Source organism: Anabaena azotica SJ-1, assembly GCF_047275885.1.
Lineage (GTDB): Bacteria > Cyanobacteriota > Cyanobacteriia > Cyanobacteriales > Nostocaceae > Trichormus_B > Trichormus_B azotica_A.
This window is the reverse complement of record NZ_CP178454.1, coordinates 2067664-2081318: the sequence shown is the minus strand read 5'-3', so window position 1 is coordinate 2081318 and position 13655 is coordinate 2067664. Positions and strand designations below refer to the sequence as shown.

Annotated in this window: 9 protein-coding genes; 5 read left to right on the top strand and 4 right to left on the bottom strand. The window is 37.3% G+C overall.

Features of this window, described 5'->3' with window-relative positions; translation table 11 throughout:
- Positions 1–16: 16 nt before the first annotated feature.
- From ACLLO5_RS09095 to coaD, 4 genes are all read right to left on the bottom strand, one after another.
- Positions 17–394, bottom strand: a complete 378-nt coding sequence (locus ACLLO5_RS09095) for an STAS domain-containing protein (protein ID WP_413175135.1) — start codon at positions 392–394, stop codon at positions 17–19.
- A gap of 76 nt (positions 395–470) precedes the next feature.
- Entirely contained in the window at positions 471–2834 is a 2364-nt protein-coding gene (locus ACLLO5_RS09090) for a SpoIIE family protein phosphatase (protein WP_413175134.1), read from the bottom strand.
- Positions 2835–3042: 208 nt separating this feature from the next.
- On the bottom strand, positions 3043–3711 hold the full coding sequence (locus ACLLO5_RS09085) for a DivIVA domain-containing protein (protein WP_413175133.1): 669 nt from the start codon (positions 3709–3711) through the stop codon (positions 3043–3045).
- The gene (gene coaD / locus ACLLO5_RS09080) at positions 3621–4172 is read right to left on the bottom strand and encodes a pantetheine-phosphate adenylyltransferase (protein WP_413175132.1); all 552 of its coding nucleotides are present in this window, start codon (positions 4170–4172) and stop codon (positions 3621–3623) included. The genes ACLLO5_RS09085 and coaD overlap by 91 nt, the downstream gene beginning before the upstream one ends.
- A 347-nt stretch (positions 4173–4519) precedes the next feature.
- On the opposite strand from coaD, the gene lgt reads away from it, so the two are divergent.
- The 5 genes from lgt to rlmN all read left to right on the top strand — a co-directional run bounded on the left by lgt (position 4520) and on the right by rlmN (position 13630).
- Positions 4520–5401 carry a prolipoprotein diacylglyceryl transferase gene (gene lgt / locus ACLLO5_RS09075; RefSeq protein WP_413175131.1) on the top strand — a complete coding sequence of 294 codons (882 nt, stop codon included), beginning with the start codon at positions 4520–4522 and terminating at the stop codon, positions 5399–5401.
- A gap of 216 nt (positions 5402–5617) precedes the next feature.
- Positions 5618–6427: a precorrin-4 C(11)-methyltransferase gene (cobM, locus tag ACLLO5_RS09070; RefSeq protein WP_413175130.1), complete on the top strand. Its 810-nt coding sequence runs from the start codon at positions 5618–5620 to the stop codon at positions 6425–6427.
- A gap of 195 nt (positions 6428–6622) precedes the next feature.
- The gene (locus ACLLO5_RS09065) at positions 6623–6976 is read left to right on the top strand and encodes a phenylpyruvate tautomerase MIF-related protein (protein WP_413175129.1); all 354 of its coding nucleotides are present in this window, start codon (positions 6623–6625) and stop codon (positions 6974–6976) included.
- Between the two features lie 108 nt (positions 6977–7084).
- Positions 7085–12511 carry an AAA family ATPase gene (locus tag ACLLO5_RS09060; protein WP_413175128.1) on the top strand — a complete coding sequence of 1809 codons (5427 nt, stop codon included), beginning with the start codon at positions 7085–7087 and terminating at the stop codon, positions 12509–12511.
- A 48-nt stretch (positions 12512–12559) separates the two neighbouring features.
- Positions 12560–13630, top strand: coding sequence for a 23S rRNA (adenine(2503)-C(2))-methyltransferase RlmN (rlmN, locus tag ACLLO5_RS09055; protein WP_413175127.1), 1071 nt, complete (start codon positions 12560–12562; stop codon positions 13628–13630).
- The last annotated feature ends 25 nt before the right edge of the window (positions 13631–13655 follow it).

Below are 13655 nucleotides of genomic sequence, written 5' to 3'. Positions count from 1 at the left end.
AGTGAGTTTTGAGTTTTTAATTACTTTCCCCATCTACTCCAGCTTGCATGGCTGTTAAGTAATCATCTAATTCTTTCGTATTGGCAAACACCTCAGCCAGAGGCACAGCTTTGACAATATCAAATACTTTCTGTACTTGCGGGGTAGGATGGGTGAAATATACTTTGCCTTTTCTGGATGTCATTGTTTTGCGTGCTTTGGCAAATATTCTTAGTCCAGCACTGGAGATAAAATTTAGGTTCTGAAGATTTAAAATCAGAGTCTGAGTGTTCGGTGTTAAGCTGCTGTGAATGGATTGATCCAAATCATTTGCTGTTAAAGTATCTAACCGACCATCCAAGGCTATACACAAGGTACAGGAGTTAGTATTTTCTACGTGGATTTGCAATGCCATAGGTTTTATTTTGTAATTAAGTATTTATTGGTAGTTTAGCTGAAATTGGGTTATTCTAAGCTGCTTGAGCGATCGCCTACGGTGAGCATTTTGCGATCGCTTGCCTAACTGTCAAAATGTTATTACCGTTGAGATAAACATAATCTACTTGCTGTGCCAATTGTTGCACTAAGAAAAAGCCAAATCCTCCGAGCGATCGCTCGTCATCATCCATACTTGTATCTGGTAGCACAATCTCCGTCAGGGGATTAAAAGGCTTACCACTATCTTTAAAGGTCATTATTAACTGTTGATTATTAATTTCAATCCGCAAGTCAATATAACCGTCGCTGCGATTTTCATAACCATATTGAATAATATTGACTAATACCTCTTCTACAATCAACTGGGCATCTTCAATCAATTCCACAGTCAGACTAGCTGCCTGTAAAATCTTACCTAAGCTGTGTTTCACTGTCTCTAACTCGGTTAACTCGCTGTTGAGAGTCAGATTCCATTCCATAACATTTACTACTTGAGCAAAAGGGCTTGACGGTAAATACTGCACAGCTAACAAGGTAATATCATCTGATTGCGGTGCATCCCCCACAAACTGCTGGCAAAAATGTACAATTGTGCGAACTGCACGTGCTGGGTTGCTTGGTGGATAAGAGGTCATCATCTCGATTAACCGCGTTTCAGAAAATATTTCGCCCTGGGAGTTCATCGCTTCTGTGATGCCATCAGTATAAAGTAAGATCAAATCGTTGGCAGCAAGTACACACTCACTTTGCTCAAATACTGAATCTTCATACAATCCTAGCGGTGGGCCAGTTTCCAAGTCTAAAAACTTAACTTGCCGATTGTGTATCAATAAAGGAGCATCATGACCACCACTGGCGTAAATAAATTTGCCACTACGTAAATCAATTACACCGCAAAACACGGTAACAAATAAACATTCTTCGTTTTCGGCACATAGTTCCTGATTCACGGTGTACAGGATTTCGCTAGGGGTATTGAAGGGTTTGGTAAGAGTGCGAATTAAGGTGACAGTGCGTGCCATCAGTAGTGCCGCTGGAAATCCTTTATCGGCGACATCGCCAATAATTATACAGAGGCGATCGCTTCCCAGGAGAAAGAAGTCATAAAGATCACCACCCACAATCCGCGCAGGTTTCAAGAGAGCAGATATCTGATATGGCGAATTGGGACTGCTATCCACAGTAGTCCGGGGTACCATCGTGCGCTGAATTTGGGCAGCTATGGAAAGTTCACTTTCTAGTTTTTGTTTAGCCGCTGTTGTCTCTTGCAAATTGCTGATATACAGTTGCAGAGAATCGCGCATTTGCCGAAAAGATTGGGTTAACCGTCCTACCTCATCATCGGAAGTAACTGCGGGTAGGATGGTATCAAGGTTGCCCTGAGCCATTTCTTGGGTGCTAGTGTTGAGTTGACGCAGAGGGCGGGTAGTAAGTTGAGAAATAAAGGCAATTACTACACATATCAACAACATATCTTTTGACATAGAAACAATTACCAACCACAGGTATTGCTGCTGGAACTGCTCTAACTTGGCAGATGGAAATGTGATGCCGACAATCCAATTTGTAGAGTTCACCTTTGTCGTCACCAAAATGCCTTGGGGATTGTTTTTAGTATTAATTAAACCCGGACTTGGTTCTTGGTTATTTAAACTATGATTTTGCCCAGATAACCATAGATGAAGTAGTTGGGGATTTTCTGGTTTGACAATCCATTGTGCATTTGATGGTGAAAATACAAAATAATTACCCAATTCTAGACCACGCGATTGATGGGACTGGGTTAATTTTTCTGCCATATTAGGAGATACCCAATCTAAATTCACTGCCATCACTAGCCAATTAATAGTTTCTGGATTACTATTAGCAGAGAAAGGAAAGCAATAAGTAATAGCTGATGGATGATTGAGGGGATAGGGTTGTGTCCAAAACGGTGAGGTAGCGGAGGTATTGCCTTTGATTTGGCAGCGAGTTAGCCAAATTTTGCTTGCTTCTGGATTAAGGTTGCTATATTTTCCCTGTCGGTCATAGTACCATCCAGTCTCAGAAATATTGCTGGCATTAATGAGTGCGATCGCCTGAATTTGAGGCTGTTTTTCGACTAGGTTTGTTAGTAGTGGTAACAGTTCATTTTGATTAACAGCATTGGAATTTTGTGCTGATTTTTCAATACCATAAATCGACAGCAGAATACTTCTTTCAATGGCTTGCAGTTTCCCTTCTATCTCATTGGCCACAGTGTCAATTCGGGACTGAGCTAAATCAATCAACCAATCATTTACACTGTTTTGCAACAGTTTGCGGGCTTGCCAATAGGAAACTCCATAAATTCCTATTGCGGCCACAACACAACTAAATATCAACCGATGGGTAATACTTTTAAATCTAATAAATCGAAATATGAATAGCTTGTTCATAACTAAATTTGTAATTAAGCTGCCTAAATTTGATGCGTTTGTCATGATCAAGACAAGGCATCAATAGGATTTTCAGCTTTCCTACAATTATGAATTAAAAATTACCGGAATCATCTTTGATTTTTGTAAAGATAATTACACCTGAATATACTGGAGTCCTATTTCCTGCCTCCACAAGTAATTACAATCATCAAATGCGATTCCTGTATCATCTCTTTTTAGAATTTGGTGAATTTCTTTGTTTTGGTATATCTCCCCGCAGTTGTAAACGACCATTGGTAATAATCCGCAACATTTCCTGAAGATCCTGTTCAATATTTTCCAGGACATTATCAGCATATTGATCAGCACCATCTTCAATTTCTTGAGCTTGTGCGATCGCACTTTGTCTCATTTCCTCCAATTCTTGCATACAAGCACGTCGTTTTTGCTCAATTTCTGCCAGAGTCTCTTGCATCATCGCATCACACTCTTGCTGCACTTTGCGGCGTACTTGTTCTGCTTCTCGTTCAGCCTGTCGGATAATATCGCTATCAGCCAAAATTTGCGCTCTTTTAGACTGTGCTGCTTCCACAACCTGCTGTCCATATTCCTCAGCTTCCAGCATAATTTGCTCCTTTTGTTGCAGGAGTTCTGCTGCATTCTGAAACACCGACGGCAAGGAAAGACGAACAAAGTCAAGCTGTTCTAGCAGCTTTTCTTCATCTATCAGCGTCCGTCCAGTCAGCGGAATTCGTAAACTAGAAAGAACAATGTCCTCTAGTCGGTTGAGTTCTTGCTGAATATCTACACCTCCTTGTCCGTAGGGAAACTCTTGAGGTGGGGGATTGTGTCCGTTGTGGTTGGATTCAGGGCTGGGGATTTTTGGTTGTAGCATTTGTATATATCTATGGCAATATGTGGGGGAACAAGATGATTGACAGAGCCACCAAACTTTGCAATCTCTTTTACCACACTACTACTTAAAAAACTATACTCATTCGAGGTTGCCAGAAAAACAGTCTCAATTTGAGTAGAAAGTGTTTTATTAGTGTGCGCCATTTGTAACTCGATCTCAAAGTCGGAAACTGCTCTTAATCCGCGCAATAAAACTTGTGCTTGTCGCATTTGGGCATAATTAACAGTTAAACCATCAAAGCTGTCTACTTCCACATTAGGTAAATGTTTTGTAGCTAGACGAATTTGCTCTAACCGTTGTTGCACTGTAAAAAGTGGCATTTTGTTAGGATTTCGCAGTACAGCAACTACCACCCCCTCAAAAAGCCGACTACCACGCTGAATTAGATCAAGATGACCCAAGGTGATAGGGTCGAAGCTTCCAGGATAAATAGCAATCATTTATATACATCAAGCTGCTTTAGGTAATTATAGCGACAGAAGGGGGCAGGGGAGCAGGGGGGCAGGGGAGCAGAGGAGCAGAGGGGCAGGGGGCAGGGGAGCAGGGGAAGCAGGGGGAGCAGGGGGAGCAGGAGGATAAAGATTAATTCTTTCTTCTGACTCCTGACTCCTGACTCCTGACTCCTGACTCCTGAACTCCTGAACTCCTGAACTCCTGAACTTCTGCCTATTCCCTATTCCCCATTCCCTATTCCCTATTCCCTATTTTGATTTGATTTCCACCCAGCTTATGATGTTTAGGATCGGGAACGTAGCAGTAGTCAATCAAATCTTTTAGGTAATTTTGCATGGCACTGGATTTTTCTGCTTTGCCCTTGGGGTTTCAATTTACTTCTCCAGGCCCGATTTTAGTAAAAATAGGGCCAATACTTATTCGCTGGTATGGCTTGTTAATTGCCTCAGCCGTATTAATTGGTGTTACCATTTCCCAGTACCTGGCAAAGCGTCGTCACGTTAATCCTGAATTAATCAGCGATTTGTCAATTTGGCTGGTAATTGGCGCTATTCCCGCTGCTAGGCTATATTACGTTTTATTTCAATGGTCAGAATACTCCCAGCATCCAGAGAGGATCATTGCTATTTGGCAAGGAGGTATTGCGATTCACGGGGCAATTATTGGTGGTGTAACAGCGGCGTTAATCTTTGCCAAACTCAAAAAGATATCTTTTTGGCAATTAGCAGATTTGGTAGCTCCTTCGCTGATTTTAGGGCAAGCAATTGGACGTTGGGGAAATTTCTTTAATTCAGAAGCTTTTGGTGGACCGACAAGTTTACCCTGGAAGTTATATATTCCCGCAGAACGTCGTCCTCCTAGCTTGGTTAATTTTGAATATTTCCATCCCACGTTTCTTTATGAATCGCTGTGGGATTTAATGGTGTTTGCTTTGCTGCTAACTTTATTTTTTCGCGCTCTATCTGGCAAACCAAGGCTAAAAGTAGGGACGTTATTTCTAGTTTACTGGGTAGCCTACAGCTTGGGACGATTTTGGATTGAAGGCTTACGCACAGATAGTTTAATGCTCGGACCGCTGAGAATAGCGCAAATAGTTAGTTTAACGGGAATTACTTTAGGATTAGCTGGTTTAACCTGGCTTTATTTTCTCAAACGTCCTTTACCTGATGTGGTTTCCCCGTCTAAAGGTGATGGGATGATGGGGACTGGGAACTAGGAATTGGGGATTGGAGATTGGAGATTGGGTAAAGATGAGGGAGATAGGAAGTAATTTTCCTAATGCCTACTAAAAATAAAAAATGCCCCAGAGTGTTCTCCAGGGCTTAACCAGGGTGCATCTACCATATCTATCTACTAGGCAAAGGGAGTTAATCCGGAAGGGTATTGACAGAAATGCTAAAAAGTTTTTTGTGGATTTTTTGTTTAGGTATGTATGAGTAAATGTACGAATAATGTGAGTAATACAAGTTCGATTTCTTCCTTAGAATCGGCTGTGTACATTGTGGGAGCAGGCCCAGGAGATCCAGATTTATTAACTGTTAAGGCTCAGAAACTGCTGGCTAATGCTGATGTGATTTTATTTGCTGATTCTTTAATTCCCGAACAGATTTTAGATATTTGTCGGTCAGATGCGGAGATTATTAAAACAGCAAATAAGACTTTAGAAGAGATATTACCGATGATGATTGAAAAAGTGCGATCGCACAAATCTGTTGTTCGTCTTCATTCGGGTGATCCTAGTCTTTACAGTGCTATCCATGAGCAAATGCAGCTTTTAGCAGAGGCTAATATCCCTTTTGAAGTTATTCCTGGCATTAGCGCCTTTCAAGCAGCTGCGGCTAAACTCAAAGTAGAGTTAACTGTCCCTGGCTTAGTACAAACTATCATACTTACTCGTATCAGTGGACGCACTGAAGTTCCCACCAAGGAAGAATTAGCAGCTTTAGCCACACATCAAGCTAGTCTTTGCTTGTATTTGAGTGCGCGTCACGTCAGCGATGCCCAAGCCAGACTCCTAGAACATTATCCAGCACATACTCAAGTGGCAATTTGTTTCCGTATAGGTTGGCCTGATGAAAAAATTCGCGTTGTTCCCCTCGAACAAATGGCAAATTGTACCCATGATGAACAATTGCTACGCACTACACTTTATATAATCAGTCCCGCACTCTTGCCAACAACAGGCAGGTCTCGTTTATATCATCCTCAACATAGTCATTTGTTTCGTTCATCTCATCACTAAATAGGTAAAATTAATACAATGATTGCGACTTTCTAGGTCATACCGTTTGTTCATAATAGCTTGCGTAATATATCCATAAATACACTGTATTTATAAATACAGATACACCGATTCAAGTTTCTACATAATTTAGTGGGTGCAACCTCACATAGAATTGGATAGCGATTGTAAATTTTGAATTTAAAATAGTTGATTATGCCACTAATTAAAGTCCAAACTTCTGTTGCGTCCCTAGAAAAAGCTGCTATTGAGTCCATGCTCAAAAATCTGTCAGCTAAGTTAGCTAAACATACAGGGAAACCAGAATCCTATGTGATGACGGCTTTTGAACCTGAAACACCCATGACCTTTGCAGGAACAACAGAACCAGTATGTTATATCGAAATTAAGAGTATTGGCACAATGAAACCTGAACAAACTCAAGCAATGAGTCAGGACTTTTGTCAGGAAATTAACCAAGTCTTGGGTGTTGCCAAAAATCGTATTTATATAGAGTTTACAGATGCCAAAGGTGCCATGTGGGGTTGGAATAGTACAACTTTTGGTTGATGTTCTATAGCAGCAGTCAGCAGTTAGGAAGCAGAAAACAGGTTATAATTAATTGACTATCTCCTCTGCTCCCTGCTTCCCAGTCCCTAATCCCCAGCACCTAGCTTTATGAGCAAGAGTAACATCTCTGCGATCGCAATTCCAGGTTATCAAATTACCGAAGTAATTCATGTTAGCACTAGAACTACTGTATATCGTGGAGAAAATGAAAAGAATCAAACCCCAGTAATTATCAAAATTTTAAACGCACAATATCCACAAATCCGCGAATTGATATCGCTGAAAAATCAATTTACAATCACCCAACAAATAGAACATCCAAATATTATTAAAAGTTATAGCATAGAAAATTATGGCAATAGTTATGCCTTAATCTTAGAAGACATAAATGGAATATCTCTCAGTCAATATGCTAATTCTCAACCCTTAGAATTAGAACTATTTTTCAGTGTTGCCTTGGCAATTACTCAAGCATTAGAGTTTTTATATGAAAATAAAATTATTCATAAAGATATTAAACCCAAAAATATTATTATTAATCCAAACACTAAGCAAATAAAACTAATAGATTTTAGTATTTCCTGTCTGTTACCCAAAGAAATTGCCCAAATCAAAAGTCCGCACGTATTAGAAGGTACTCTTGCCTATATGTCACCAGAACAAACGGGCAGAATGAATCGGGGTATAGACTATCGTACTGATTTTTACTCCCTTGGTGTCACTTTTTATGAATTACTCACAGGACAAGTACCTTTTATTAGTAAAAATCCTTTAGAATTAGTACACTGTCATCTTGCTAAAACACCTAATAATCCCAGGGAAATTAATCCCCAAATTCCTCCTGCTATTGCAGATATGATTATTAAGTTAATGGCAAAAACTCCAGAGGAAAGATATCAAACAGCCAGAGGCATTAGATATGACTTAGAGATATGCCAACAGATGTTATTAACTAAGGTAAATAACATTGTTAAATTTGAATTAGGGAAGGGAGATAGAGCCGACCTTTTTTTAATTTCTGAAAAAATTTATGGTAGAAAGAATGAAATCACCAGCTTATTAAATGCCTTTGAAAGAGTCAGCAAAGGCAATCAAGAATTAATGTTAGTTGCAGGGTTTTCTGGTATAGGAAAAACTTCTGTCATTAATGAAATTCATAAACCTATTATCCGCCAAAAAGCTTATTTTATATCTGGTAAATATGATCAATTTCAGCGCAATATACCTTTTTCAGCTTTATTAAAAGCATTACATAATTTATTACAACAACTTTTAACCGAAAGTACAAATCGGTTGCAAGAGTGGAAAGATAAAATTTTATCAGCCTTGGGAGAGCAAGCACAAGTTATCATTGATGTCATTCCCGAATTAGAAAATATTATTGGACATCAATCTCAAGTTTCAGAACTTACAGGCAATGCTTCCCAAAATCGTTTTAATTTACTATTTAGTCAATTTATTCAGGTATTTGCTACTAAAGAGCATCCATTAGTAATATTTTTAGATGATTTACAATGGGCAGATGCAGCTTCTTTGAAGTTAATACAATTATTAATCAGCGACACAGATACTAAATATCTGTTGTTAATTGGTGCATATCGAGATAATGAGGTCTATCCCGGACATCCTTTAATAATGACCTTAGAAAATATTCTCAAATCCCATACTATAGTCAATCAAATTAATTTACAACCTCTGGATAAATTACACATCAATCATCTGATAGCAGATACTTTATATTGTCCAGAATTTCAAGCTAGTTCTTTAACTGAACTACTGTTCACAAAAACTCAAGGCAATCCATTTTTTACTAATCAATTACTAAAATCCCTGCATGAAGATGGGTTAATTAATTTTGATTTTAGTTTAGGTTACTGGCGTTGTGATATTCACGCAGCAAAAGCTATATATCAAAATAATGACATAGTTTATTTTATAAAATTACAGTTACAAAAATTACCACCTAATACTCAAAATATCTTAAAAATAGCTGCTTGTATTGGCAACCAATTTGATTTATATACCTTATCTACAGTCTGTGAAAAATCCCAGTTAGAAACAGCTAGCGATTTGTGGAATGCTCTGAAAAAAGGACTAATTTTACCACAAGATGAAAGTTACAAATTTTTTGCAGATACTGTTGATTTATTCAATTCTAATTTAAAACTTATTAACTCTGCACACCTCATAGTTAAGTATAAGTTTCTCCATGACCAAGTTCAACAAGCGGCTTATTTTTTGATCCCAGAGAATGAAAAACAAGCAATGCATTGGAAAATTGGTCAACAGATTTTAAATCATACTGATGCTATTGAATTAGAAGAAAAAATATTTGAAATTGTTAACCAATTAAATATTGGTATTGACCTTATTACTAATAAATCCCAAAAATATCAACTAGCCAAACTTAATTTAATCGCAGGTCATAAAGCCAAATTAGCTACAGCTTATGAAGCTGCTGTCAGATATTTAAAAATGGGTTTAGAACTGTTATCAAATGATAGTTGGATACATGAGTATGACTTGACCTTAAATCTCTATGTGGAAGCTGTAGAAGCAGAATATTTAAATATCAATTTTAAGCAAGCAGAAATATATATAGAAATAGTTAAAAAAAATGCAACTAATCTACTAGATCAAGTCCAGGTTTATGAAGCACAAATCCAGATGTATATGGCTCAACTTCAGATGCAATTAGCAATTGATACCGGCTTAAAATTGTTGGATATGCTGGGTGTAAAGTTGGAAGAATTAGCACCCTCGAACTTGAATGTTGAAGATTTAATTAATTTACCAAGTATTACTGCTCCTGATCAGCTTGCCGCTATTCGTATATTAATCAGTATGAGTGCAGCTTCCTATTTTGTTAAGCCAGAATTATTGCTGCCAATTATTTTTACCATGATTAATATATCTATTCATTATGGTAATTCCTCTGTTTCTGCTTATGTATATGTTGTCTATGGTTTAATATTGTGTGGGATTTTTTCTGATATTGATACTGGATATCGTTATGGAGAACTGGCTTTAAAGTTGGCAGATAAATTTGATGCCAGAGATATAAAATTTAAAGTTTTGTTTTTTTGGTATTCTACCATCAGATGTTGGAAAAAACATATTCGAGAATCAATTCAACCGTTAGAAGAAAATGTTCGTTACGGTCTGGAAATTGGAGATTTAGAATATGTTGGATATTGTTCTACTAATCATTATTTCAGTCTAATATTTTCGGGAGAAAATTTAGCAGATGTATTTCAATGTATTGAAAAATATGGTGTTTTAATGTACAGATTGAAACAACAGTGGAGTATTGATAACCAAAAATTCTGGAAGCAGATGGTGTTTAATCTTTTGGAAGTTACTCAACACAAATCAAAATTATATGGTGATTTTGTTAATGATGAATTATTTCTTGGTTTCGTTAATACCAAAAACTATAATTCAATTTTTGCATTTCATCTAGCTCAAACTATTTTATATTATTTATTCAAAATTCCCAAAAAGGCACTTGATAGTGCTAATTTAGGCAAGCCATATATAGCATCTGTAACAGGGCAAATTCTCGTTAGTCAACATAATTTCTATTATTCTTTAGCTCTTTTGGCTGAGTATAATCATGTGTGTGATGAAGAAAAATTAGCATACATGAATCAAATTTCAATCAACCAGGAGCAAATGCAAAATTGGGCTAATCATGCTCCCATGAATTATCAACACAAATATAATTTAGTAGAGGCAGAAAAAGCCAGGGTATTAGGTAATAATTGGGAAGCTATGGAACTTTATGACATAGCAATTTCTGGCGCAAAGCAAAATAAATATATCCAAGAAGAAGCACTAGCTAACGAACTAGCTGCTGATTTTTATCTTGGCTATGGTAGAAACAAAGTTGCCCAAATATATTTAATAGATGCTTATTATTGTTATTTAAATTGGGGTGCTAAAGCTAAAGTCGAAGATTTGGAAAGATTGTATCCTCAATTACTTGAGCCTATCCTCAAACAAAAAGCTATTGAAAGTGAAGAACCTGCTTTAATTAGTAAAATTATCTCGGATTCTAGCAATATTGGTGTATCAGCAATTTTAGATTTGGAAACAGTTACTAAAGCTTCTTTGGCGATTTCTTCAGAAATTAAAATTGATAAATTACTGCATACTTTATTGGAAGTAATGGTAGAAAATATAGGAGCTAAAAAAGCTGCTTTCATTCTGCAAAAAGAGAATAAATTAATTATTGTAGCCGAATTTTTAGAAGGTATAAATAAGCAAAACAGTGGTCTTCAATCTACAGTAATAACTGAAAGTGAAAATATACCACTAAGTGTGATAAATTATGTTTTTAATACGCGAGAAGATATTCTCATTAATGATGCTAATACTGATAATATGTTTGGTGCTGACCCCTATGTGAGAAAATACCAACCCAAGTCTATACTATGTAATACTATTCTGAATCAAGGTCAACTTATCGGAATTATTTATTTAGAAAATAATTTAACTGTGGGTGCTTTTACTCCTGAAAGATTGAAAATTTTAAAACTTTTATCTTCCCAAGCTGCTATTTCTTTGCAAAATGCCCAACTCTATGAGAATTTGGAAGAAAAGGTTGCTGATAGGACTCAGGAATTAAATGATAAAAATTTATATTTAGAAAATACTCTGAGTAAGTTAAAACTGACACAATCGCAACTTATTCAAACGGAAAAAATGTCTAGTCTGGGACAAATGGTTGCAGGTATAGCCCATGAAATTAATAATCCAGTTAGTTTTATTTATGCTAATATTGACTACGCTGATAGCTATATTGAAGCTTTGATTAATTTGATTAATATTTATCAACAGGAATATCCCAATCCTACATCAAGAATTAAGAAAAATCTTGCAGATATAGATTTGGATTTTATCAGAATTGATTTGCCAAAAATTTTCAATTCTATGGCTGTAGGAGCAGAGCGGATTCGGAAAATTGTTCTGGGGTTACGTAATTTCTCCCGTCTTGATGAATCGGATATGAAACCTGTAGATATCCATGAGGGTATGGAAAGTACATTAATGCTTTTACAGCCACGGTTTAGAGAAAAGTTAGGTTATTCACCAAATATAGTTATTAAGGATTATAGTGAATTACCTTTGGTGACGTGCTATGTATCTCAAATCAACCAGGTATTTATGAATATTATTAGTAATGCTATTGATGCTTTATATAATTGTAAGCAAGAGATTTGCTCAACAGAGAAAGAAATTTCTTGTAGCCAAATTAAAATTTGTACTAGTGTTATTAATGATGATTGGGTAAGAATTTCTATTAAGGATAATGGTATGGGGATGAGTCCAGAGGTTAAACAACGGATATTTGATCCTTTTTTCACTACTAAACCAGTTGGTGAAGGTACAGGTTTAGGATTATCAATCAGTTATCAAATTGTTGTAGATAAGCATGGTGGTAAACTAGAGTGTATATCTGAACCTAAGCTGGGAACAGAGTTTATTATTGAGATTCCTATTAATTTGACCCAGAAAACCAAGACAAGTTGAGATGGTGGGTGTAGGATAGAGATCCAGCATCAACTAATAATTTTTTTTATGTCTGCTACACCTCTGGTATCTCAGGTAAATTCCCCAAACTCCGAAAAATCTGAACTTATTCCTCCTCTTCTCGGTGCTTCGGTGGTGGAGTTAACTGCTTGGGTACAACAGCAGGGACAACCAGCTTATCGGGGTAAGCAATTGCATGATTGGATATATGATAAAGGTGTGCGATCGCTCGCAGATATTTCTGTATTTCCTAAAAGTTGGCGTGAAGAAGTTACCAATGTCCCCATAGGCCGTTCTTCTTTACATTACCGTGCTGTTGCTCCTGATGACACGGTAAAATATCTTCTCAAATTGGCAGATGGGGAAATTATTGAAACTGTCGGTATTCCCAGTGAAAAACGGCTGACAGTGTGTGTTTCTACCCAGGTGGGTTGTCCAATGGCTTGTGATTTCTGCGCGACGGGAAAGGGAGGATATAAGCGTAATCTTAGCCGTGCAGAAATTGTTGATCAGGTATTGACTGTACAGGAAGATTTTCAGCAACGGGTTAGCAATGTGGTTTTCATGGGGTTGGGTGAACCGTTGTTGAATACAGAAAATGTGATTTTGGCATTGAAGGCTTTAAATCAAGATGTGGGAATAGGACAGCGATCGCTTACTATTTCTACTGTAGGAATACGCGATCGCATCCGTCAACTAGCACAACACCATTTGCAAATTACCCTCGCAGTCAGTCTCCACGCACCTAACCAAGCACTACGGGAACAACTGATTCCCAGTGCAAAACCCTACCCCATCGAAGATTTGCTAGATGAATGTCGAGAATATGTAGAAATAACTGGACGCAGAGTAACTTTTGAATATATACTCCTCGCTGGGGTAAACGACTTACCAGAACAGGCTTTAGAACTATCAAAACGTCTGCGCGGGTTTCAAAGTCATGTGAATTTAATTCCTTACAACCCCATCGAAGAAGTAGATTATAAAAGACCAAACCGCGACAGAATCCAAGCTTTTGTTAATGTTCTTCAACAACAAAATATTGCCGTTAGTGTGAGATATTCTCGCGGTTTAGAAGCAGATGCAGCTTGTGGACAACTGCGAACCAGTAAAAGGTAATTTTGTAATTTGTAATTCGGAAAAA